A 22,903-nucleotide genomic window follows, 5' to 3' on the forward strand; every position below is an offset into this window, starting at 1 on the left:
CTCAGCCCTTCCGGAACATGTTCAGCATGCGGTGGGTCACCGTGAACCCACCGAAGACGTTGATGGATGCGATCAGCACCGCCACGAAGGAGATGATCCTGATGACCCAGTTGTCGATGGGCAGCTGTGTCATGGCGCCGACGACGATGATGCCGCTGATGGCGTTGGTGACGCTCATCAGCGGGGTGTGGAGGGCGTGGGTGACGTTCCAGACCACGTAGTAGCCGACGACGATGGCCAGCACGAAAACGGCCATCAGGTCCACCAGCCGCTGCGGGGCGAGGGTCAGTAGCGCGATCAGCGCCACCGACCCTGCCCCGACCCAGGCAACCTGGTGCCACCAGGGGCGCGGGGGTTTCGGAAGCGTGACGGGCGCCGAGGGCCTGTCTGCGGCGGCCGGAGCGAGCGCCGCCGCGGAGACCTTGATCTCCGGGGGCGGGAAGGTCACCTCCCCATCACGGACGATGGTCATGGTGCGCACCACCTCATCGTCGAAGTCGATGACGAGGTTCCCGTCCTTCTCGGGGGTCATGAGTTTGAGAGCATTGACGAGGTTGGTGCCATAGAGCTGCGACGACTGCCCGGGAAGCCGGGAGGACAGGTCCGTGTAACCAACGATGGTCACCCCATTGTCGGTGACGTAGCTTTCACCGGGCCGGGTGAGCTCGCAGTTGCCACCACCGATGGCTGCCATGTCCACGATCACCGAACCCGCCTTCATGGATTTCACCATCTCGGCGGTGATCAACCGGGGCGAAGGTTTCCCCGGAATTGCCGCGGTCGTGATGATGATGTCCACCTCACGCGCCTGGGCGGCGTACAGTTCGGCTGCCCGTGCCGCGTAGTCGGCGCCGACCTCCTTGGCGTAGCCATCGGAACTGACCCCCTGATCAGCCTGGCCGACGTGCAGGAAGGCGGCGCCCATGGATGTGACCTGCTCCGCCGTCTCGGGACGCACGTCGGTCGCCCGCACGATGGCCCCCAGCGAGTTCGCGGCGCCGATGGCAGCGAGTCCTGCGACACCGGTGCCGATCACGAGCACGGTGGCGGGGGGCACCTTGCCCGCCGCGGTCACCTGACCGGTGAAGAAGCGCCCGAAAGCATGGGCCGCCTCGACGACGGCCCGGTAACCGGAGATGTTCGCCAGGGAGCTGAGAGCGTCAAGGGCTTGGGCACGAGAGGTACGCGGCACCATGTCCATGCTCAGCGCGTTGATGCCCTGGGCCGCGATCCTCCTGGTCAGGCTCGGGTCCTGCCGAGGCGCCAGGAAGGAGATCAGCGTGGCTCCCGAACGCATGTCCAACAGCTGTGCATCCGAGGGTGCCCCGACTGCGAGCACGATGTCACGGTTCCAGGCGTTGTCGACGATCACTCCGCCGACTTCGCGGTACGCATCGTCGTCGAATGAAGCTCCGAGACCGGCCCCTGTCTCCACGAAGACGTGATAGCCGAGCTTCCGCAGCTGAGCAACGGTTGTGGGAGTCGCGGCTACGCGCGTATCGCTGGCTTCCCGAGGTACACCAATGTCCATAGGATCACGCTATCGCTCATCGAGCGTCCTGCGCATCCAAGGTGGGGCTGATGCCATTTCCGGAGACGACGTCAGGCGGTTGACAAAACCGCCAACCGCCCGACGTGCAGACCGGACCGGGAACGCCTCTCGGCGAAAGGCCGCTCGTAGCGGCTAAAGGTGGAGCCCGGGGTTACCGCGATCCGGTGAGACCCATACTAGCGTGAACTGTGCCAATCACCAGAGCTTTCCGGCGTACCAGGACTTGGAGCATCCCTCCAGCTCAGCGGCGAGCTGATCCCAACGAGGCCCGAGACGTCTACCGATGATGGCTGCCCGGGCACACAGATCCCCGAAATCACCCTCGTATTCCCCCGCGAGAACGCTGCGCACGTCCTCGGCGACAGGCCCCTCAGGAAGCTTCCGCTCAATCTGCCGCAACCGCCACAGCGACCCAGGCAGTGAGACCGCCGCCATCCGGGACCAGAGTTCCAAAAGGTCCTCGATGCCCTCGGCCGCTATGTACTCCACCAACCGGGTGCGCACCGCGGGCACCGCTTTGTCGCCCACCATGTGAACGAGGACAGCGGCGGTGTCGTGAGCCGTGCTGCTCTCGTCCGCCGGGTCCCCTGAACCATTGAACTCTTCAAGGATGTCGCTTGGTCGCCTCACAGGCTTGTGGAACTGACGCACTTCGTCTTCCCTCCTTGAACGAGTATTCATTCGCCACTCCTTGAAGGCTAGTCCTGCCCCAGGACAATATGCAGTAACTCTCGGTCAGAGCTTGGCCTGGCGAGCATCTGACGCAGTGATTGTATGCATGTAACTTCCGCCGTCCGCCACCCCATCGAACGGACCACAGAACCCAGCTCAACCCCTTGTGAAGCGCGGAACACCCGATCGAAAGCGGCTGCGAACGCCGGCTGTCCCTGCTCCAGTGAGGCAAAGATCGTTCCTCCATGGTCATCCAAAAGGATGACACGCAAACACGCCTCGTGTCCAACCTCGGGCGGGGCCAACGCCCCCAGGTCGTGCTGCAGGGTGAGATCACCCAGCAGCAATGTCGTCGGCGCTCCGGTCACCAGTGCGATCCCGGTTGCAGTTGCAACAGTACCGTCTATCCCGGCAAGACCGCGATTCGCCCAGCAAAATCCGGGGTTCGGGTTGATCGGCGCGAGGTCCGCGTAACGAATGCTGGAACTGGCACCGAACACCAGATTCTCGCCGGGACGCGCAGCCGCGACCACTTCTGCAGCCACGGTCTGCCCCGTGAGCTCATGCGGTTCCTGCGGGGTCGTATCCGCCTGCTGTTGCCAACGGGCCAGCCAGGCGGGGTCCCCGGGTGGCAGTAGTACGCGATCGACCACCCGCGCGGCGGTGTGCCCGGGATCGATCCAGTCGGCATGTGGGGCGACGACGATCAGCTCGACATCGCTGCGGCCCAGCAGGTCGGAAACGGGCCTGGACAACGTGGGGTGTCCGAAAACCACCACGCGTTCGATCCCGGGACCGAGGACAGGCAGCAGTTCCCGGTATCGGGGCACGGCACTGCCGGTGCGGGCGTTGCTGGAGGGTTCGGCCAGCAGCGGGACACCTGCCATCTCCGCAGCGGCCCTGGCCTCCGCCCCCACCGCAGGAGGAGCGTCCCCTGCGAGCACCACCGTGCGAGCCGTTCCCGTCACCTCGTATACCTCGGCGCCGACACTCGGGGCGATGCCCGGGAGCACCTCTTGAGGTTCAGGCGCAGGCGTGGCGGCATCAACGAGCGGGGTCTCGAACTCCACGTTGACCTGCACGGGCCCCGGGCGGCGGGTCCTAGTACCCGCGGCCAGGGCGCAGGCACGGGTGATCGTCGCACGCCAGGCCCGTTCGGTGCCTGTGCCGGAGGCCAGCCGCAGCACCCCGACCGCGGCGGGCCCGAGGATCCCCAGTTGATCGCAGGTCTGGTTGGCTCCCGTGCCGACCAGATACGCGGGACGGTCGGCGGTCAGCAGCAAAAGCGGAATCCCGGAGGCGCGCGCCTCCATGGCTGCAGGCACCAGGTTTCCCACCGCCGTCCCGGAGGTGGTGACCACCGCGACGACCCTGCCCGAGGCCTTCGCCATCCCGAGAGCGGTAAAGGACGCGACGCGCTCATCGATCCTGACGTGCAGCCGCAGCAACCCGGCGGCCTCGGCGGCGTGAAGCGCCAAGGAGATCGGGGCGTTGCGGGACCCGGGAGCCAGCAGCACGTCTTGGACCCCGGAGGCCAGCAGGGCCTCCACGATCACCTTTCCCAGCAACGGGGAGTTCACGGCAGACCCACTCCCGCGACCGCGGCCACCCGATGCATCCTGTCCAGCCACCAGCGTTCGGTGCGCGCGTCAGCGCGGCAGGCTGTCAGCAGATCGGCATCGACGCGCACAGGGCGCACCTCGATCTGGCCCGCGACCGGCTGCAGCGGGTGCGCGGTGACGTCACAGGTCAGGAGCCTGCCGGTTTCCAGGCCGCAGGCGAACGGCAGCTCCGGAAGGGCCGCGGCCAGCCGCAGGCCCGCCTCCAAGCCGACGGAGGTCTCCACGGCGCTGGAGACCACCACGGGAAGCCCCAGCCGCTCCGCCAGGTCGAGACAGGCGATGGCTCCGCCGAGCGGCTGTACCTTCAGCACCACCACGTCGGCGGCGTCGAGTTCCCTCACCCGTAGCGGATCGGTGGCCCGCCGGATGGATTCATCGGCAGCGATCGCGACCACACCGTCGAGGCGCCGACGCAGCTCGGCGAGCTCTTCCACGCTGGCACAGGGCTGCTCCACGTATTCGAGGTCGAACTGCGCGAGTTCCCGGATCGCATCCTCAGCCTGGTCGGGTGTCCAGGCCCCGTTGGCGTCGACACGGATCGCCCCGCCGGGTAGGGCAGCGCGAGCGGTCGCCACTCGGGCGACGTCGTCGTCGAGGTTCTCGCCGGGGGCCGCGACCTTGACCTTGAGGGTGCGGCACCCGGATTCCGCGACTCGTCGTGCCACCTCACCGGGGCCGATGGCAGGGATGATGCCATTGACGGCGACGCGATCCCGCAGTGGCTCGGGATGACCCTCTCGGGCCACCGTGGCGCTGGCCCGCAGCCAGGTGGCGGCCTCCTGGTCGCTGTATTCCCGGAAGGGACTCCACTCGACCCAGCCCGCCTCACCTTCGAACAGGACTCCCTGCCGCCGGGTGACGCCCCGGAACGGAACCTGCAGGGGGATGTCGAAGACGATCACCGACCGACCACCGCCCCCAGCAGCAACCCGGCGGCCATCGCCAGCTCCGTGAAGGACGTGGCCTGGAGCATCGCGATCAGGTCACGTCCGATGGCCCCGCCCAGCAGCCGCGCGGCGGGACCGAGCACCAGGACGAACCCCAGCAGCCCCAGCCCCGCCCAAGGTGTGCTGAGCGCCATCACCCCCAGCACCGAGACCGCACCCACCACCAGCAGCGCCACGAAGAAAACCCGGGTTCCGGAATCACCCAGCCGGGTGGCCAGGGTGCGCTTGCCCACCTCGGCGTCGGCGGTGAGGTCGCGGAGGTTGTTGACCACCAGCAGGGCACTGGCCAGGGCCCCGATCCCGATGGCCGCCACCCAGGAGACCGGCGGGGCCGAGTCGAAGGTGACCAGGGTGGTGCCGACCGTCGCCACCAGACCGAAGAACAGGAAGACCATGACCTCCCCGAGGGCGCGATACCCGTAGGGCCGGGAACCGCCCGTGTAGTACCAGGCGGCAAGGATGCTGGCGGCTCCGACAGCCAGCAGCCACCAGTGCCCGCTGATCACGACGATCGCGCTTCCCAGCACCGAGGCCGCAATGAAACACAGGACGGCAGCTCGTTTCACCGACTCGGGACGCGCCAGGCCGGAGGCAGTCAGCCGGACCGGGCCGACGCGCACGTCGTCAGTGCCGCGGATACCGTCGGAGTAGTCGTTGGCGTAGTTGACCCCTATTTGAAGAGCCAGCGCCACCCCGAGGCAGAGCAGGGGAACCAGGATCAGGCGCCACAGGGGTGGTGTGGGTCCGGTCCCGAGTCCCGCGGCCACTCCCGCCAGGATGGGTGCGGCTGCAGCGGGAAGGGTCCGGGGCCGGGCACCGGCCACCCATGTGGAAAAGTTCATGATGGGGGTCATGCTAGTGCTATCGGTCCGCAACAAGACGGTTCAACGCCTCACGGTCCGGTTTGCCCCCGGGGGTGCGTGGGATCGGGGTGACGACGAGCTGCCGCGGCAGCCACGTCCGGGGCAGCGCGCCCGCAAGGGCCTCGCGCCAGCCCGCAAGGTCCCCGCTCGTGGCGAACAACACAACCCGCCTGCCCCATTCTGTGTCCGGGACGGCCAGCACCGCGGTCTCCGGATCGAGGCGCGCCACGGCGGCCCGTACCTCGGCCAGGTCGATGTTCACCCCGCCGGAGATGATCACGTCGTCGATGCGTCCTGTGATCACGAGCTTCCCGTTCGCCCAGCATCCCCGGTCGCTGGTGAGCAGCGCACCGTCGTTCATGACCGCAGCAGTCGCGGCGGGGTCGCCCAGGTAGCCGTCGAACAGGGTCGGACCACCAATAAGCACCCGACCGTCACGCAGCTCGACCCCAACGCCTGGAAGCGGTGTCCCGTCCCAGACCACCCCACCGCAGGTCTCCGACATGCCGTAGCTCTCGACGACGGCCAACCCAGCGTCGTCAGCGCGTTCCCGCAGCTCGTTACCAAGAGGTGCGCCACCGAGCAGGATCAGGTCGAAGGCTTGCAGTCGTTTCGTGACGGCGGCATCCTGCAGGGCGCGGTGCAGCTGGGTGGGCACCAGGCTGATGGCGTCACCGTCGCCGGTGGGAGCGAGCCCCTCGAGGTCGGCGGGAACTACGGGTGTCCTCCTCCCCGCCGTCGCCGAGCGCACCTGCACCATCAACCCGGCCACGTAGCGCCCGGGCAGAGCTAGATGCCAGGTCAGGTCGCCTCCCGCGCGTTCCCGGGCCGCTTTCGCGGCTGCCCGCAACGCGTCCCTGGAAAGCACGACGCGTCGGGCCGACCCGGTCGTGCCGGAGGTCTGCACCACCGCCCCCACATCTCGCGGCAGCCGGGGGGCCGGCCCGTCCGCCAGCCACAGCGCCGCTGCGCCTTCCAGCATCCGGGACACATCCGCGCTCATCGTCACCACCTCCGCTCTTCGGTCGCGACGCGACCCTAACACCGGGAGTGGAAACCGGGTTCCGGGAGCTAGGATTGTCGTGTGCTCAGGGTGCTCTTGTTCGTCGCGGTGGTGATGCTCACCATCTATTGCGTCGTCGAACTCGCACAGACCAAGGGAGCCCGCGTACGCGCCATGCCCCGGTGGCTGTGGTTGTTCGTCGTGATCTGCGTCCCAGTGGTTGGCCCGCTCGCCTGGTTGTTCTCGGGACGCCCCAGCTCACGCTCCCGGCCACGCCCTCTCGCCCCCGACGAGGACGAGGATTTCCTGCGCGGCCTGCGCTGAAATCCACTTCGACTGCTTCTGCGGGGAGATCACCCCGAAACGGAAAGGACGCCCATGCTTGACAGCCCTGATGCCCTGAGCGCCTGGCTGAAATCAACCGCCGCGGAGTTCGAGGCACGCATCGACGAGCTGGACGGGCTGGACGCCGCCATCGGCGACGGCGACCACGGCACGAACATGGCACGTGGCATGGCTACCGCATCCACGATCGTTCCCAGTCCGTGCACCACCACGCGTCAGTACCTCAACCAGGTGGGCATGGCCCTGGTCAGTTCCGTCGGCGGGGCCTCGGGGCCCCTGTTCGGGACGTTCTTCCTGCGCGTCGGGCAGCTTTGGCAATCCCCGCACAGCGTCTCCAGCATCTGGCAGGCATTGAAGGCCGGACGCGACGGAATCGCCTCACGAGGCAGGGCGAAGGTGGGCGACAAGACCATGCTGGACGCCCTGTGCCCCGCCGTCGACGTGCTCGAACACGCGGCCATGGAACGCGACGAGGAGCCCTCCGCCAGCCTGGCCCGGGCAGCTGCCGCCGCCCGGGCGGGCGCCGAGGCCACCCGTGACATGGTGGCCCGCCGCGGTCGTGCGGCGCACTATGGGGAACGCTCCGTCGGGCACATCGATCCTGGGGCGGTGTCCATGGCGATGATCCTCGACAACGCATCCCGGATTCTCTGATCCGGCGCGGGGAGCTGCGTTCTCCCTGCGAAATTTCTGCGCATTTCTGACACCGAGGCGAGCATTTCGCTCAGTTTCAATAGGCTTTCGTGCATGGTTTCGCACGCCACACCGCACAAAGCCGTCATTCTCGCTCGCGGTCTCGGGTCACGCATGCGCAAGGCAGCCGAGAATGTCGCGCTGAGCGCCGAGCAGAGCAGGGCTGCCGATGCCGGTGTGAAGGCCATGATCTCTCTGGACGGTCGTCCCTTCCTGGACTTCGTGATCTCAGCCCTGGCGGACGCCGGTTTCACTGAGATCTGCTTGGTGATAGGCCCCGAGCACGACCTGATCCGCGACCACTACGACGGCATCAGCACACAGCGTGTGCACATCTCCTACGCCGTGCAGGCCGAACCCCTCGGAACCGCCAACGCGGTGCTGGCGGCGGAGGAATTCGCGGGCGAGGACCGGGTGCTGGTGCTCAACTCGGACAACTACTACCCCACCGAGGCCCTCGAGCTGTTGCACGAGGTGCCCAGTTCCGCGTTGGTGGGTTTCACCCGCGAGGGCATGGTGAACCGTTCCAACATTCCCGCCGAACGCATCGCCGCGTTCGCGCTGGCCATCGCCGATGCCGAGGGCAACCTAGCCGAGCTGGTGGAAAAACCTGACGAGGCCACGGTGAAGCGCTTGGGTGAGGGCGCCGTGATCTCCATGAACTGTTGGCTGTGCACGCCCGCGATCTTCGCGGCCGCTCGCGCCATTCCGATGTCGGCGCGCGGTGAGTACGAGATCACCGACGCGGTGCGACGCGCCATCGCCGACGGCGACCCGTACCGTCTGGTTCGAGCGGACCTCGGGGTGCTCGACATGTCGAGTCGCGGGGACATCGCTTCCGTGGTGGATGCCCTGCGCGCCCGGGAAGTGCGCCTGTGACCGCGTGGTTCGTGCCCGGGCGACTGGAGGTCCTCGGAAAGCACACCGATTACGCGGGCGGGAACTCGTTGCTGGCCGCAGTGGAGCAGGGAATCACGATCGAGCTTGAGGATGCGGCCTGCGGGATCTCTGCCGTCACGACGGCCTCGCCCGGTGAGGAGCTGGCCCTGATTCCCGACCGCCCACACACCCTTCCTACTGGGCACTGGGGCGGCTACCTGCAAACGGTGATCGACCGGCTGGCCCTCAACTTCGGTAAGTTGCGTCCCGCGCGGCTGGTCATCGACTCGACGCTGCCGCTGGCCTCCGGCATGTCGTCGAGTTCGGCCCTGGTTGTGGCGGTGGCACTGACCCTGATCGACCACAACGGTTTCCGGGAGAGCCCCGAGTGGCAGGAGAACATCACCTCCGTCACCGATCTGGCCGGATACCTGGCCTGCATCGAGAACGGCATGAGCCTCGGGTCACTGACCGGGGTGCGGGGGGTCGGCACCTTCGGCGGCTCCGAAGACCACACCGCCATGCTGTGCTGCCAGGCCGACCGATTGACGCGATTCCGGTTCTGTCCGATCCAGGAGGGCGAATCCGTCACGCTGCCCGGGGACCTGAGTTTCGTCGTCGGGGTTTCCGGGGTCCTGGCTGAGAAGAGCGGGGCGGCCCTGGAACTGTACAACGCGGCGTCGCTGCAAACCCGGGAGATCGTCGCCGCCTGGAACTCCGCCACCGGCGCCGAGGAGTCCACGATCGGCGGCATCCTGGCCGGCGATGAGGACACCTGGGAAGGCCTCAGCGCGGTCGTCGCCCACTCCCCCGCGCTGTCGGCGCGACTGCGGGCTTTCCTGGTCGAGTCGGAGGAACTGATACCGGCGACGGTCACGGCTCTTGGAGACGGCGACCTCGAGGCTCTCGGCAGACTGGCCGACCGTTCCCAGCGCAACGCCCACGACAACCTGGGCAATCAGGTGCCTGAGACCATCCGGATGCAGGCCCTGGCCCGCGACCTGGGGGCGCAGGCCGCCTCCAGTTTCGGTGCGGGCTTCGGTGGTTCGGTGTGGGCTCTCGTGGCTACCACCGAGGCCAATGATTTCGCCACCGCATGGCTGGAACGTTATTCGGCTGAATTCCCGGAGGTCGCAGAAAGGGCCACCACCCTGGTCACCCGCCCCGGCGGCCCTGCCCACCGGCTCTGACCTCTCCCCGTCCCCCCACTCTCCCCGGCGTTCTCCACCTCCCCTCCCCACCGTTTTGCTGGCCTTGAGGTTGGTTTGCTGGCCTTGTTCACGTTTGCTGGCTTCACAGCGCAGGCCAACGTGAAAAAGGCCAGCAAACCGGGGACGGCACGCCAACTCATGCGGCAGGAGGATTTGGTGACCTGCCAGCCCCACCCGACCTCATCACCGCGATCGAGGACCACCTCGCCGCCCGCGACGACGACCCCCGGCCCTTGACCTAGATCGCCATCGCAGAATCCATTCTCGCCAAGGCCGCCCGCGGAAACGTCATCCTCAACAGAGAAACCACATCAAGGCCACGCAGGGTCTAGGATCGTGTCATGAGGAGCGTTCGGAAATGCGGCGAGCGCGGTGCCATAACGGTGTGGACGGCGGTCGTACTGATCGGTTTCATCGTGATCATCGGAATCGGAGTGGATTTCTCCGGTCACGCTAGAGCCACACAGGAGGCCCGTGGCATCGCTGCGGAAGCAGCCCGGGCAGGCCAGCAACACCTGGGGTTGACGGACGGGCGCCTGAGCCCCGAACCCGATGTCGCAAAAAAGGCGGCCGAGAAATACGTGGCGGCGTCCCGATTCCGTGGCACTGCCCAAATGATCGGCGGCACTGTCATCGAGGTCAAAGTGACGGGAGAATACACCTGTATGTTCCTGAACATCATCGGGATCAGAACCCTTCCGGTCAGGGCAGAAGGAACCTCCGAACTACATTCCTCCTAGAAAACCTGACACAACGGCCTACCGACTCACGCCCGCAACGGTCCGTACATGGCCGCCGTCCACGGATTCCTTCAACCACCTCTCACGTGGCAGGGTCAGCAGCCGTGTTTGTTGTGGTTGGTAGGACAGGGCGCCAGTGCGGTCGGGGTACCAGTCGGGTTCGGTGACGGCGACGGTGACGGCGCACTGTGTCGCCTGCCGTTGGGAATGTTGACTGCGAATGCTTCGATCACACTCGTGTGTACCTGAGAGGAGAGATCCATCTCGATGGTTCCCTGCTGCCCCAAGCCGTTCCACACAATCACCCAGTGTGCGGTCGCGGTGATCGTGTAATCCCCGCGCTGATGATAGACATATCCGCACGTCGGCGACGGCTTGTCGTCTTTCTGCCAGGCGGGGTGTTCCATTCCCTTGTCACACACTTTGGTATCCCCATTGCCCATCTCCCACGTCACCTTCGTCACCGCCGCAGTAGCCGTGATCGCATACCCCGACTCGGTCACAGTCTTGGTGATCGGCCCCCACGTGGCAGGACCCGGGTCTCTGATCCACATCCAGTTATGCCACCCGACATAGTTATGCCCTGTAGGCAGCTTCTCTAACGGGTCAGGCCACAATCCGATGTCTGGGGCGTGAAGATCCATTCGCTCCACCGCGACCTTCGCCAACACCACAGGCTCCGGCGCACCCGCAGGAACAGTAGGCTCATCGCTAGGAGGAGTGGGTAGACCGGGAAAATATCTGGCGCAGGTCCCATCAGGCTTGTAGAGCCCGCACTGGTCCGAAGAACGGTGTTGACCAACCGAACCCCGCCCAGACTTCCCGGGCCGCCCGGGTTTCCCGGGCTGCCCACCAGACCCCGGAGCCCGCACCTCAATCATACAGGACCCAGAATTACTATCTCTTCTTCCACATCGAGTTCCAGAATCAGCACCGGCCTGATCCACGAATCTGTTTATGCCCAAGAAGCAGGCAGCGATGATGGTGATGACGATTATGCGTTTCATTTCGGACACCCCGGAGCCGAGTCGTTCGTGGCATCCCCGAACTTCCACCCTTCCTCGGTTTTGACCACAGCCACATTCCACTGCAGGTACCGCGGTCGCTGCGACGAAATGACCACGGATTTCCCGGTCGCTGAATCGATCACATCGACCTTCCCTGCATCCGTGCACATCTGCACATTCACCGTCCGCACGCCATCAACCTCGACCGGCTCCGACGCACCCGTGATGTGAACAACCGTGGCCCCTGTTTGCACATGTCCTTGCCTGCGGTAGTCGTTCAGCACATTTATGTCTACTTCTTGGCTTTGACCCGTGGTGATGTCCTTCAAAGGCTGAGGATCGCCATCAGGATTACCGAGAATCTCATCACGAATTCGGTAGTAATCGACCAAAACATTGGCTGCCTCCAGTTGCTCCGGAGTGAAAGTCTCCGACGGCTGCGGCCCCGACGGCGTCACCAACTTCGACGGCCGCGAAGACGAAACCTCAGAAGACGGCGATTCGGAAGACGGCGACAACGAGACAGGACTCCCTGACCCCGACACACCACCCCCCGGAGCAGACGACCCCCCGCTACACGACACCAGCACCGAGATCACCGCCGCAACCACACCGACACGACACATCACCATCCGACTCATCACACAACACCTCCATTGGTGCCACAATCCCGAACCGGCCCCTCCGCCCCGGGATTCCACTGACATTAGAACCAGACGCAACCCCCGGAGACAACAAAGGGAAACTCTGACCAAAAGTTAAGGTTCTGGAGGACGCCGAGCGCGTCACGGGCAGCCCTGAAGAACAGATGTCATCGACCACGCAAGGAATGGCTCCATGTTGCGCCGGCGTCGAAGCATCGGCGAGGAGCTGAAACAACGAGTTGCGACGGGAACCGCATGATCGACGAGGCGGCCACGTCCTGCGGGCTGGTCGCACACGGATAAGCAGGTGGAAAAATCTCGTTACGGAGCCGGAGGCGAGGAAATCGGCGGCTGGCCGCAATGCCCTGGGCACCGGGATGTACCGCGACAAAAAGTCCGAAGCCGCCGACCCTTCGGGGACATGATCATCGTTCTTGTCGAACACAACCGGCTCGGCGACTCCGACAACACCCCGCTTACCCTTATCGGCCATCATGGAGGTGCATCAACAGCCAACATCGGCTGTGCATCAAATGGGGGTTTGCTGATCGACGCACCGTCTGCGAACGAACTTTACCGCCTCACTCCTCTCCCATCGAGAAGACCGCGATCCCCACTTTTCCTGAGTCTGTGTCAACAAAGATGGTCTTCATATCCTCAACACTCATGTCCTTGCTCTCGGCGCGCGCTTGCATCCACCCGACTCCGAATTTCTTTGCGTTTTTTTCGATCCGCACTTCTCTTTCCAGCAGGAGGCCGGGCCCCGTCAGGAGGATCACGTCATCGACGGACATGTCGGAGATGTCCATGCTCGCTTTAGTGTCAACATTGATCAGTTCCTGGGGATGTTTCGCGTAGGGTTCCCGGATTGCGGCAGCCGGGTCCCTGAAACGCTCCACCCAACCGCCGGGATGAACATTGAGGATGCCTGTCAGGGTTCCCAGGTCTTCGCCCGATGTGCTCATTCGAGTCACGGTGTAGGGAAAATCCGTATTGACCCGTTTCGGACGTTTTCCTGGAGCCAGGATCAAGGAGTCGGCGGTGGCGCCGATGAGCCATTGATCGGCACGCACCGTCGCCGGATCGGCCCGGACGTCCTTCAGGGAATAGATGTGAAGCGTTCCGGTGCCTGCCGGAAAATAGTTTTCCGCGGTCTGCACCACCAGGGAATCGTTGGTCAGGGCCTGCCCCAGGACCAGACCGGAGACCTGAACGGTGCGGATCTCCTGCCCGGTCTCGGTATCCAGCACGACGGTGTTCATGCGCTGATCGGCAATGTCCTTGGCTTTCCCGTTGACCATGTACGGTTCGAGTTGAATCGCCACGTACTTTCCATCCGGGCTGGCGACAACAGTTTCGGGAGCCGCAAAATTTCCGTGTCTTTTCTCCAAGGTTTCTTGATGCACAGCTCGGAGACCGTTTTCCATCGGCTGCTCGACGGTCGCGGCCCACCGGACCGATCCATCCGCGGGATTCAAGGAGACGACCTGAGTGACGGAGAACCTATCCTTTTCTTCCCAGGGCTCATGATTTCCGGAGACGATGACCGGCCCGCTGGCGGTGGGAATCACGGTGCTATTCCTCAGGTCGCTCACAACGGCGGACCAGCCAGCCTTGGTGGGCTTGGGAGCCTGTACGACACCCGATGCGTCGTCGAGGTTGCTGATCCGGACACGAGGGACGTCCCGACCCAGCGAGCACGCTCCGAGCAGCAGCGCCACGATGAGTCCCGCGACGACGGAAGACCGGGTCGATTTCCCAGGTTTCACGACATGCCTCCCGTCAGGCCATACAGGCGGCGGTAATTCGATCTTGTTCCGTTTGCTGGGTCAAAAACAACCACGGTGACCCCCGGCGCATTCTTAAATACGGCGTCTAGGCCATCGCATCTTGCAGCGAGTTGGACAGGAGCATGATGGTGGCAGTCACCGCCTCTTCCGGGGCCGGATTTACCATACGATTCGAGAGACAGGTAGGTGGATCCGGGCGCGATGGGAATCGTGGCCCCGTCGGAGCCGTTTCCGGGCTGCACGACAACCGCCCCGGCGAGGGTCTCTCCTTCTCCCACGATCGTCACACCAACCTTGGCGGCTGCCACACCCGCGTATTGGGAGGCGGGAGTCGTGGTACGGGAGGCGGGATCGAACACAGCATCCACCCAGGCCTTGTCCGATCCCCCCGAGGAGATCATGGTGCAACTTCCCTTTTTCTCGTCCGCGGAGTACTCGGGATAGAGGGCGAGCGTCTCCGATGCAGTGGATGCGCGGTAGTTGACTCCGGCTGTCCTGCCCAGCGGGATTGGCGCGCTCGTTTCCAGTCCCGCCAGAGAATCGAGTGTGACCGCCTGCATGGCGGCGCTCTCTACAAGCTTCTCGCCATCCGCTTCCTTCTCCTCTGGCGGGGCCTCCGCATACTGTGCGACCCATCCATTCACCACGACAACCCCCTCGGAATGTCCACACGCATCCCCGGTGGGAATACCCTGCACTTCGACGGCAGCTGAAGGGTCTGTATCGGGGGCAACGAGCAGGAGGGCAGGCTTGGACCGATCGCTGTTTTCCTGTCGGCGTTGGAGGATCACGGAGGCATGCCCTGCGGACTTGGTGTGGCTGTTGGCGACCTCAAAATCATCCGGCAATGTCCAACGTTGGCTGCCATCGGCCAGCTCGTAGGCGATGTCACCGTCCAGAACAACAGAATCCGTGAGCTGAATGCCCTTTCCTCCTGCGGGGTGTTCACTGGTCACCTGCCCCGTGAGGGAATCCAGCACCAGGGTCGAATTGTCGTACACCGGTTCTTCGGTCTGATCGTGCCTCCTATTCCCTTGATCAGACCCATCTCGGGGAATCGACATCCTCAGCACAACATGCCGACCATCAGGACTGATCAGTGGATCTTCGTACTTGGCTTGTCTGTGATAGGTCCACAGGGTGGTTCCATCGGGTCGCAGCGCCGTCAACCCGTCCGTGGTGAGGATGATCGGGCCTGCCGCTCCTGCGGTGACAGCGAGCAGATTGGGAACATCCTTCGTCCAGGCAACCGTGGACCCCACCGTGGCCGGCAACTCGGGCAATGCACCCTCCGGCATGGCCGCCGTGGTGTGGGAAAAAGGAGTCGACTGGGCCGGAGGATCCGTCAGAGCACGCAACGAAACGGTCGCACCGGTCAGAACAAGAACGGGAACCAGCGCAACAGCCACCCATCGCACCCTTCTGGCGATCCCCAAACCGGCGTTGTCGTCATCATGACGGGAGAACACGATCCCGGCGGGATCGCCCTTGCCGCCCTCCGGAAACCCTCGCTGATCGCGTATCCCGCGCAGCAACAGATCAAAGACGGCGACGATTCCCAGGCCGAACGCACCCAGAGCCCATACCAAAAGCCGGGCAGCACCAACCGATGTTTTATCAATGAGCATCCACCACGATCGCATCTGATGGATGGCGACCGCGGTCCACCCCAGCCCGACGATTACCGCAGGAACGACCCTCCGTTTCCCATTCCCGGCAGCGAGAAACCAGACGAAAGACAAAATCGCACCGACAATCCACAACGGAACGGGTTCATGGGAATCAACGCGTTCTCCACGCATCCCCCATGCAAAGGTCAGTACCACTGCCGCCAGAAAGGTGAGCACTCCCCCAACCCGAAGCGCCCTGAAAACCGGGACACACCGAGGTACAACCTCTTCATCCCCGACCTTCGTTTTCCCGGTCTGATTTTCCTTCCCAAGACCATCCGTTTTCTTCTCGGAGATCTTGTTTATCGAACTGGCCTCGATGTCGTCCTTGTCTTTCCGGGGCATGTCACCATCGTCCCACGGGACCGGTCCACGACCTCTCACCCGCCGACCCGCCGGGCCATTCCCTCGATGATGAAATGGATCTTGCGGTCCAGGAAACCCCGGTCCGTCCAGTCGTCATTGGGCACGAGCTGCTCCGGGAAATCCTCGGCGAACTTCTCCCGGTTGAAGTTCTCGACGGCGGCCTCCAGCCCCGTCGCAACCGTACCGTCCTCCCCCGGGAGGATCGCACGGTTCGCCTCGATCACCAGATGGGTGCACAGCACGGTGTCGCCGATGAAATCCACGGCGAAAACGGCGTCGTCCGGGCTAAACCCCCGCTCGACCAGCGCATCGATGCAGGTTTTCATACCCCGGGCGAAGTAGTGGTGCGCCCACGTGACCACCAGGAACGTCTCCGCGAGCCCAGGGTGGCGGTCCACCAGACCCCATAACCACTCGGCCTGGTGCCGCAGCAGTTCCCGCCAATCGCCTTCGGGGACAGTGAACCTGTTCTCCCCGGCCAGGCGTTTCAGACAGCCACGCAGCAGGTCGTCCCGCGACGCGATGGTGCGGTACAGCGCCGGGGTGCCGACCCCCAGGAGTTTGGCCACCCCGGCGAGGGTGAAGTCCCGGACCCCGATCTCAAGTGCGGCCGTGACGACGTCGTCGTGGGTGAAGCCCGGTTTCGGGCCGGTGCGCCTCCCGTGTGATCTCATGCGGTTAACGTACTCGTTGCCCACGTCACAGCGTGGCGTTAAGGTGAACCTCATTGAACACTGAAGACCATTTTCCAATCTTTCGAGGTGCACTTCATGACGACGCAGGAACGTGAGCGCGTCGAACCGGACCAGCGGGCCGATCCGAGGGCGGCGAACAAGCAGAAAGCGCAGGAGGGGCAGGCAGCAATCAAGCGCCTGGCCGCCCCGGTGCGCGGACTGCAACGGCTGGGACAGGTGTTCGTGATCGCCTCGGCCATTCTCACGACCGCCCCCTACCTCGCCCTCGTCCAGCTCGGTGACCTCCTGCTGGCCGCCCACAGCGCCGGCACCGTCGTCGACGCCGACCGGGCATGGTCGGCGATCAACCTGCTGATCGGCTCCTTCTCCGGCCAGTTGTTGCTGTACTTCGTCGGCCTGCTCATCACCCACGTCGCCGACCTGAGGCTGCGCGACCAGTTGCAGCGCGGCATCGCGCAGCGCCTGGCCCGGGCCCCGCTGTCGTGGTTCACCGAGTCGACCTCGGGCATGATCCGCAAGGGCGTCCAGGACGACACCCGCACCGTCCACACCGTGATCGCCCACGGCCCCGTCGAGATCCTCAACGCGGTGGTGACCCCGCTGGCCCTGCTTTGCCTTGCGTTCTGGCTGGACTGGCGGCTGGGGCTGCTCAGCATCGCCACAATCCCGCTACACATGGCCACCTACGCCGTCTCCATGAAGGGCATGCCGGAGAAGACCGCCGAGATGGACGCGAAACTGGCGAAAGTCTCCTCCACCATGGCCGAGTTCGTCGCCGGGATCTCAGTGGTCAAGGCCTTCGGGCGAGTCGGTAGGGCGCATTCCGCCTACGTGGATTCCGCCGACGAGTTCTCCCGGTTCTTCCGCGCCTGGGCGCTGCCCCTGGTCTCGATCAGCTGCGTCTCCATGGCGTGGATCTCCATTCCGCTGCTGCTCGTGGTGAACCTGGGGGGCGGGGCCCTGCTGATCCAGGCCGGGACGGTCACGTTGCCCAAGGTGCTCGCGGCCACGCTGATCGCGTTGGTGCTCCCCGGCGCCGTGCAGGTCGTCTCGTCGATCTCCTGGTCCTATCAGATGGCCGGGGCCGCGGCGATCCGGCTGTGCGCCATCCTCGACACCCCTGTCCTGCCCTACCCCGAGACCTCGCAGACCCCCCAAGGGTGCACCGTCGAACTCGATCACGTCACCTTCTCCTACGGCCAGACCCTCGCCGTCGACGATGTCAGTCTCACCCTGGAGGAAGGAACCGTGACGGCCCTGCTCGGCCCCTCAGGTTCCGGCAAGTCGACCCTGGCCACGCTGATCGCCCGTTTCGCCGATCCGGATTCCGGGAGCATCCGGCTCGGGGGCGTCGACCTGAGGCAGCTAACCGAGGAGACCCTCTACTCGCACGTCTCGTTCGTGCTCCAGGACGCCCAGCTGCTGCGGGCCACCGTCCGCGACAACATCGCCCTGGGTCGTCCGGGAGCGGGACTCGACGAGGTCCGGGAGGCCGCGAGAATGGCCAGGATCGACGACTTCGTGATGTCGCTTCCCGAGGGCTACGACACCGTCATCGGCACCGACACCTCGCTGTCCGGTGGGCAGGAGCAGCGGATCGCGATCGCCAGGGCGCTCCTGGTCGACGCCCCCGTGCTGCTCCTCGACGAGGCCACCGCCTTCGCGGATCCCGAGTCCGAGGCCGAGATCCAGCAGGCCCTGACCACCCTGGTGAAGGGACGCACCGTGCTGGTGATCGCCCACCGGCCCGCCGCCATCCGGGGAGCCCACCGGATCGTGGTGATGGACCGGGGACGCATCCAGGCGGTCGGTTCCCACGAGGAGTTGCTCGACGAACCCCACTACCAGGCGTTGCTGCGCCAGAGCGGCGAGCTACTCACCGCCTCACCCAAGGAGGACCCGCGATGAGTGACATCGACCGCAACGCGCTGCTGCCCCGCTACCGCCGCCTCATGACACCGTCCCAGTGGCGGCAGTTGTCCACGGGCCTGACCATCGGTGTGGTGGCCGGGGCACTGACGGGGTTCGCGCTGCTGGCCCTGCTCCCCACATCCGTCGCCCTGACCACGGGTGGCCCGAGCTGGGGGCTGGATTTCGGCGGCTGGCTGGTGGTTCTGCTCATCACCGCCGTCGCCACCCTCACCATCGACTTCATAGGCACCCGCACCGGGTACCTGGGTGCACTCGGTTTCATGCAGAGCGTCCATCACAGCATCGGCGACAAGGTCGCGAGGCTGCCCCTGTCCTGGTTCGACCCGTCGTCGGCGGGCTGGATGTCGCGGATGGCCAGCCAGGAGATGATGTCCTTGTCGCAGTCGGTGGCGCACTTCCTGTACAAGCTGCGGGTCGATGCGGCCGCCTGCGTCGTGATCGGGATCGGCGCCTGGTTCTGGGACTGGCGGCTCGGCCTGCTGCTGACCTGCGCGGCTCCCGTGCTGACCGTGGGCCTCATCATCGGACGGCGCATCCTGAACCACGGCAAGGCCATCGCCGAACCCTCCGAGGTCGAACTGGCGGCCCGCATCATCGAGTTTTCCCGCTGCCAAGGGGCGCTGCGTTCCTGCAACGCACCAAACCCACCGGGCCTCAAGACGGCATTCGAGAACAACCACCGCGACTCGCGGCGCGCCTTCTGGTGGGAGGCCGTCGGCAACATGGTCAACGGCGCCTTCGCCCAGCTCGTGGTGATCTCCATGATCGTCCTGTCCGCCACCCTGGCGCTGTCGTCACAACTCGCCCCGCTTCAGGCGATCGTCACCATCGGTATGTGCCTGCGGTTCATGACGATGCTGAGCGACATCGGGGCCATGATGATCGGTTTCGAGGAGCGCCGACAGATGATGAACCACATCGATCGGGTCATGGACTCCCCCGTGCTGCCCGAACCCGACACATCCCCCGATGCACCCTCCGACGGCAGCGTCGAACTGGTCGACGTCGATTTCAGCTACCAAGCTGGCGTGCCGGTGCTGCGCGGGGTCTCGATGACGGTGCCCAGCGGTTCGATGTGTGCCCTCGTCGGCCCCTCCGGCAGCGGCAAGACCACCATCGCCCGTTTGGTCGCGCGATTCTACGACGTCGACTCCGGGCGGCTCAGGGTCGGCGGGGTGGAGGTGAAGCAGCTGACCACCGAGGACCTGATGTCACAGCTGTCGATGGTCTTCCAGGACGTCTACCTGTTCGACGACACCCTGGAAGCCAACATCCGCCTGGGCCGCCAAGACGCCACCGACGACGAGGTGCACCACGCCGCCAATCTCGCCGGGGTGACGGAGATCGTCGAACGGCTCCCCGGCGGCTGGGAGACCCGGGTCGGTGAGGGCGGTCGGGCCCTGTCCGGCGGCGAACGGCAGCGCGTCTCCATCGCCCGCGCCCTGCTGAAACGGGCACCCATCGTGCTCCTCGACGAAGCCACCAGCGCCCTCGACGCCGAGAACGAGGCGAACATCGTGGCCGCCATGGAGGAGCTGAGACGCTCCTCCACCCTCATCGTCATCGCCCACAAGCTGGAAACCATCGCCGCCGCCGACCAGGTGGTGGTGCTGGGGGCCGACGGCCAGGTTGCGCAGCAGGGCCGGCACGAGGACCTGGTGGGCGTCGATGGCCCCTACCGCGACTTCTGGCAGTACCGGAGCAGCGCCAGCGGATGGTCCCTGGTCTGAATCCGAGTCAAAAAAACCGAACAGCAACACGAGAAAGCAGGAATGATGAAACCTTGGAGATTGCGTCTGGGCGCCGTCATCGTGGCCGCCGCCCTGGGACTGACCGGATGCGCATCCGGTTCCGGCGGCAGCTCCCCGTCGGCCTCGGGCGCCTCCCAGCCGGTCAGGATCGGGGCGCTCTTCGCCCCGACCGATTCACTCGACCCGGCCACCGCCTCCTCACCGGGTTCGATGCTGCTGGCGTTCAACGTCTACGACTCCCTGGCGATCATGACCAAGAAGGGGGCGGCGCTGTCCCTGGCCAAGTCCATCGAACCCAACGCCACCGCCGATGAGTGGACCGTCACGCTGCGCGACGGCCTGACCTACTCCGACGGCACCGCCGCCACTGGGCAGGACGTCCTGGATTCCCTCGCCCATTTCGCCCAGTCACCCAGCTACGCCAGTCTGTACTCCGACATCGACTTCGAGGCCTCCAGCGCATCCGGGTCGACGGCGACGCTGAAACTGAAGAAACCCGCCTCCGATTTCCTCGAATCCTCGCTGGGAATGTTCTCCGCCATCGCCCCGAAGGGCCAGTTCACCGGCATCGGCGCCGGCCCCTTCGTCGTCGACAAGGGGGACCCCGGCACCGGCTACCAGCTACACGCCAACGACAAATACTGGGACGGCACCCCGTCCATCCCGCAGGTCACGATGGTGCCGATCCCCGACTCCACGGCCCAGGCCAACGCCCTGCGCACCAGCGAGATCGACCTCGCCACCGGCCTCAACTCGGCTGCCCTCACGACCCTGTCCGGAGCTCCCAACGTCAAGGTGGCCGACCCCACCCTGGAGTCCGCATCCGCCCTGGAGCTGGCCCTCAACACCCGCGTCGCGCCCTTCAACGACCCGGAGGTGCGGCGGGCCGCCAAACTTGCCGTGGACCGGGACAAGCTGGTCACCACCGTCCTCGGATCCACCGGTGAGGTCGCCAACGACATGCTCGGCAAGGGATACGACAACTACCCGGAGGACGTCGCCCAGACCACGGCCAACAAAGAGGAGGCCAAGCGCATCTTCGCGGAGAAAGGGGTCACGTCCTTCACGATCGTCGCAGCCGACGTCATGCCGGGTATGGTCGCCTCGGCCGAGTTGATGGCCCAGGAGTTCGCCGAGGTGGGGGTGCAGATCACCGTCGACAAGCGCGACCCGCAGACCTACTACAGCAACCCTGCCGAGCTGCACCAGGCGCAGGCGGCGACCGCCTTTTGGATCAACCGCAACCCTATCACCGAGTTCCGCAGCCAGGTCATGCCCGACTACCCCTTCAACCTTTCCGGTTTCACCTCCGAGACGATCCAGCAGAACCTGACGAAAGCCACCGCCACCCTGGACGCGGCCGAGCAGAAGAAGCTGGTGGGCGAGATCAGCAAGGAGATCCACGACCAGGGCGGTGACCTGATCTGGGGCTACCAGAAGCAGGTCTCGGCGTACCGGGCCGGGCTGGAGAATTTCACCTCCGTCCAAGCGGTTCCCTGGCTGACAAAGGCCACCTTCAACCCGGTCGGCTGATCTGGCCTTGGTACGAACCATCGACGCGTCGCCGCAGCAACCCACCTTCACCGGCTGGTTGTTGCGGCGGCTGGCGCGCTCCGCAGGCCAATGCCTGACGGCCTCGCTTCTGCTGTTCCTGCTGATCCAGGCCCTGCCCGGGGATGCGGCAACTGCGAGCGCCTCGAGGAACGGGGCCGCCGCGGTGGAGGCGGCCAGGACCCGGATGGGTCTGGACCGGCCCGTCCTGGAACGCTACCTGGAATGGGTGGCGGGCATCCTGCGGGGGGATCCCGGGACCACGCTCATCACGTCCCGGCCCGTGGCCGAGACGATCACGCAACCGGTTCTGGCGTCGCTGAGCCTGGCCGCGGTGGTGCTGCTGGGGTTGTGCTGCTCACCCTGCCCGTCGCGGTCGTCACCGGGGCGCGTCCGAGGCATCCGGTCAGCCGGTTCCTGACGGGGTTCTCGGTGGCCGCTGCCGCGATACCGGAGTTCGTGGTGGCGATCGCGCTGCTGGCCGTCCTGGCGGTGTGGACCCGCTGGCTGCCGGTGCTGTCGGTGCCCGGTGCGGGTCGCACGGTGTGGGAGAACCCCGTCTGCCTGGTGATGCCGGCGCTGTCGCTGTGGCTGGTGTGTTCCGCATCCCTGACCCGTCGCGTCCAGGCCCTGGTGGCCACCCACGCCGCGGCACCCTACGTGCGCGAGGCGGAACTGGCGGGCCTGACGCGGCGACGGGTGCTGTCCAGGCACCTGTTGCCGTCGGTGGCTCCCGGCGTCCTGCAGCTGCTCGCGCAGACGATCCCCTACCTGCTGGGTGGGGCCGTGGTGGTCGAGACCGTGACCTCCTTCCCCGGTCTGGGGTTCGCGCTGGTGCGGGCCGTCGGGGACAGGGAGGTGCCGGTGGTGATGGCCGCGGGGGCGTTGATGATGGTGGTCGCGGTGGTGGCCTTCACCGTCGCGGATGCGCTGTCGGTGCGCCAGGAACGCATGGTTGCGGTGGTGTGAG

Annotated in this window: 21 protein-coding genes; 10 read left to right on the forward strand and 11 right to left on the reverse strand. The window is 65.5% G+C overall.

Going from position 1 to position 22,903, the window contains the following annotated elements:
• Position 1 precedes the first annotated feature (1 nt).
• The 6 genes from V7R84_RS11165 to V7R84_RS11190 form a co-directional block, all read right to left on the reverse strand.
• A complete protein-coding gene (locus tag V7R84_RS11165; RefSeq protein ID WP_338568981.1) occupies positions 2-1,531 on the reverse strand; it encodes a Re/Si-specific NAD(P)(+) transhydrogenase subunit alpha in 1,530 nt (509 codons plus the stop codon).
• 216 nt (positions 1,532-1,747) lie between these two features.
• Complete coding sequence (locus tag V7R84_RS11170; RefSeq protein WP_338568983.1) at positions 1,748-2,233, reverse strand: hypothetical protein; 486 nt, start codon at positions 2,231-2,233, stop codon at positions 1,748-1,750.
• 17 nt (positions 2,234-2,250) lie between these two features.
• Positions 2,251-3,804: a 2-succinyl-5-enolpyruvyl-6-hydroxy-3-cyclohexene-1-carboxylic-acid synthase gene (gene menD / locus V7R84_RS11175; RefSeq protein WP_338568986.1), complete on the reverse strand. Its 1,554-nt coding sequence runs from the start codon at positions 3,802-3,804 to the stop codon at positions 2,251-2,253.
• Complete coding sequence (locus V7R84_RS11180) at positions 3,801-4,748, reverse strand: o-succinylbenzoate synthase (protein WP_338568989.1); 948 nt, start codon at positions 4,746-4,748, stop codon at positions 3,801-3,803. The genes menD and V7R84_RS11180 overlap by 4 nt, the downstream gene beginning before the upstream one ends.
• Positions 4,745-5,638: a 1,4-dihydroxy-2-naphthoate polyprenyltransferase gene (locus V7R84_RS11185; RefSeq protein ID WP_338573893.1), complete on the reverse strand. Its 894-nt coding sequence runs from the start codon at positions 5,636-5,638 to the stop codon at positions 4,745-4,747. Before V7R84_RS11185 ends, V7R84_RS11180 begins: the two co-directional genes overlap by 4 nt.
• 16 nt (positions 5,639-5,654) lie before the next feature.
• Complete coding sequence (locus tag V7R84_RS11190; protein WP_338568990.1) at positions 5,655-6,659, reverse strand: AMP-binding protein; 1,005 nt, start codon at positions 6,657-6,659, stop codon at positions 5,655-5,657.
• 81 nt (positions 6,660-6,740) lie between these two features.
• Here V7R84_RS11190 and V7R84_RS11195 point away from each other — a divergent pair, with 81 nt between their 5' ends.
• From V7R84_RS11195 to V7R84_RS11215, 5 genes are all read left to right on the forward strand, one after another.
• Complete coding sequence (locus V7R84_RS11195; RefSeq protein WP_338568991.1) at positions 6,741-6,983, forward strand: PLDc N-terminal domain-containing protein; 243 nt, start codon at positions 6,741-6,743, stop codon at positions 6,981-6,983.
• A gap of 54 nt (positions 6,984-7,037) precedes the next feature.
• Complete coding sequence (gene dhaL, locus V7R84_RS11200; RefSeq protein WP_338568994.1) at positions 7,038-7,658, forward strand: dihydroxyacetone kinase subunit DhaL; 621 nt, start codon at positions 7,038-7,040, stop codon at positions 7,656-7,658.
• Positions 7,659-7,751: 93 nt separating this feature from the next.
• Positions 7,752-8,576 (forward strand): nucleotidyltransferase family protein, encoded by an 825-nt coding sequence (locus V7R84_RS11205; RefSeq protein ID WP_338568997.1) that lies wholly within the window; start codon positions 7,752-7,754, stop codon positions 8,574-8,576.
• Positions 8,573-9,766 carry a galactokinase family protein gene (locus V7R84_RS11210; protein WP_338568999.1) on the forward strand — a complete coding sequence of 398 codons (1,194 nt, stop codon included), beginning with the start codon at positions 8,573-8,575 and terminating at the stop codon, positions 9,764-9,766. Before V7R84_RS11205 ends, V7R84_RS11210 begins: the two co-directional genes overlap by 4 nt.
• A 362-nt stretch (positions 9,767-10,128) precedes the next feature.
• Positions 10,129-10,527, forward strand: a complete 399-nt coding sequence (locus tag V7R84_RS11215) for a pilus assembly protein TadG-related protein (protein WP_338569001.1) — start codon at positions 10,129-10,131, stop codon at positions 10,525-10,527.
• 95 nt (positions 10,528-10,622) lie between these two features.
• Here the strand turns inward: V7R84_RS11215 and V7R84_RS11220 are convergent, their stop codons facing one another.
• The 5 genes from V7R84_RS11220 to V7R84_RS11240 all read right to left on the reverse strand — a co-directional run bounded on the left by V7R84_RS11220 (position 10,623) and on the right by V7R84_RS11240 (position 16,678).
• The gene (locus V7R84_RS11220; RefSeq protein WP_338569003.1) at positions 10,623-11,081 is read right to left on the reverse strand and encodes a hypothetical protein; all 459 of its coding nucleotides are present in this window, start codon (positions 11,079-11,081) and stop codon (positions 10,623-10,625) included.
• Between the two features lie 449 nt (positions 11,082-11,530).
• Positions 11,531-11,818, reverse strand: a complete 288-nt coding sequence (locus V7R84_RS11225; RefSeq protein ID WP_338569006.1) for a hypothetical protein — start codon at positions 11,816-11,818, stop codon at positions 11,531-11,533.
• Between the two features lie 941 nt (positions 11,819-12,759).
• Positions 12,760-13,947, reverse strand: coding sequence for a hypothetical protein (locus V7R84_RS11230; protein ID WP_338569008.1), 1,188 nt, complete (start codon positions 13,945-13,947; stop codon positions 12,760-12,762).
• Positions 13,944-15,983 carry a hypothetical protein gene (locus tag V7R84_RS11235; protein ID WP_338569011.1) on the reverse strand — a complete coding sequence of 680 codons (2,040 nt, stop codon included), beginning with the start codon at positions 15,981-15,983 and terminating at the stop codon, positions 13,944-13,946. Before V7R84_RS11235 ends, V7R84_RS11230 begins: the two co-directional genes overlap by 4 nt.
• 35 nt (positions 15,984-16,018) lie before the next feature.
• A complete protein-coding gene (locus tag V7R84_RS11240) occupies positions 16,019-16,678 on the reverse strand; it encodes a TetR/AcrR family transcriptional regulator (protein WP_338569014.1) in 660 nt (219 codons plus the stop codon).
• Between the two features lie 96 nt (positions 16,679-16,774).
• Between V7R84_RS11240 and V7R84_RS11245 the strand changes: the two genes are divergently transcribed.
• The 5 genes from V7R84_RS11245 to V7R84_RS11265 are packed head-to-tail and all read left to right on the forward strand — an operon-like array spanning position 16,775 to position 22,902.
• Entirely contained in the window at positions 16,775-18,607 is a 1,833-nt protein-coding gene (locus V7R84_RS11245; protein ID WP_338569017.1) for an ABC transporter ATP-binding protein, read from the forward strand.
• A complete protein-coding gene (locus V7R84_RS11250; RefSeq protein ID WP_338569019.1) occupies positions 18,604-20,361 on the forward strand; it encodes an ABC transporter ATP-binding protein in 1,758 nt (585 codons plus the stop codon). The genes V7R84_RS11245 and V7R84_RS11250 overlap by 4 nt, the downstream gene beginning before the upstream one ends.
• A 45-nt stretch (positions 20,362-20,406) precedes the next feature.
• Positions 20,407-21,915 carry an ABC transporter substrate-binding protein gene (locus V7R84_RS11255; protein WP_338569021.1) on the forward strand — a complete coding sequence of 503 codons (1,509 nt, stop codon included), beginning with the start codon at positions 20,407-20,409 and terminating at the stop codon, positions 21,913-21,915.
• A 7-nt stretch (positions 21,916-21,922) separates the two neighbouring features.
• On the forward strand, positions 21,923-22,354 hold the full coding sequence (locus tag V7R84_RS11260; RefSeq protein WP_338569024.1) for a hypothetical protein: 432 nt from the start codon (positions 21,923-21,925) through the stop codon (positions 22,352-22,354).
• Positions 22,285-22,902, forward strand: a complete 618-nt coding sequence (locus V7R84_RS11265) for an ABC transporter permease (RefSeq protein WP_338569027.1) — start codon at positions 22,285-22,287, stop codon at positions 22,900-22,902. The genes V7R84_RS11260 and V7R84_RS11265 overlap by 70 nt, the downstream gene beginning before the upstream one ends.
• Position 22,903 lies beyond the last annotated feature (1 nt).

Source organism: Arachnia propionica, from assembly GCF_037055325.1.
Taxonomy (GTDB): Bacteria; Actinomycetota; Actinomycetes; order Propionibacteriales; family Propionibacteriaceae; genus Arachnia.

Bases quoted from the DNA above. Each gene is read 5' to 3' on its own strand.
- V7R84_RS11255 (WP_338569021.1), top strand. From the start codon at position 20,407: ATGAAACCTTGGAGATTGCGTCTGGGCGCCGTCATCGTGGCCGCCGCC.
- V7R84_RS11170 (WP_338568983.1), bottom strand. From the start codon at position 2,233: ATGAATACTCGTTCAAGGAGGGAAGACGAAGTGCGTCAGTTCCACAAG.
- dhaL (WP_338568994.1), top strand. From the start codon at position 7,038: ATGCTTGACAGCCCTGATGCCCTGAGCGCCTGGCTGAAATCAACCGCC.
- V7R84_RS11240 (WP_338569014.1), bottom strand. From the start codon at position 16,678: ATGAGATCACACGGGAGGCGCACCGGCCCGAAACCGGGCTTCACCCAC.
- V7R84_RS11165 (WP_338568981.1), bottom strand. From the start codon at position 1,531: ATGGACATTGGTGTACCTCGGGAAGCCAGCGATACGCGCGTAGCCGCG.
- V7R84_RS11215 (WP_338569001.1), top strand. From the start codon at position 10,129: ATGAGGAGCGTTCGGAAATGCGGCGAGCGCGGTGCCATAACGGTGTGG.
- V7R84_RS11190 (WP_338568990.1), bottom strand. From the start codon at position 6,659: ATGAGCGCGGATGTGTCCCGGATGCTGGAAGGCGCAGCGGCGCTGTGG.
- V7R84_RS11220 (WP_338569003.1), bottom strand. From the start codon at position 11,081: ATGTGGATCAGAGACCCGGGTCCTGCCACGTGGGGGCCGATCACCAAG.
- V7R84_RS11205 (WP_338568997.1), top strand. From the start codon at position 7,752: ATGGTTTCGCACGCCACACCGCACAAAGCCGTCATTCTCGCTCGCGGT.
- V7R84_RS11245 (WP_338569017.1), top strand. From the start codon at position 16,775: ATGACGACGCAGGAACGTGAGCGCGTCGAACCGGACCAGCGGGCCGAT.
- V7R84_RS11250 (WP_338569019.1), top strand. From the start codon at position 18,604: ATGAGTGACATCGACCGCAACGCGCTGCTGCCCCGCTACCGCCGCCTC.
- V7R84_RS11235 (WP_338569011.1), bottom strand. From the start codon at position 15,983: ATGCCCCGGAAAGACAAGGACGACATCGAGGCCAGTTCGATAAACAAG.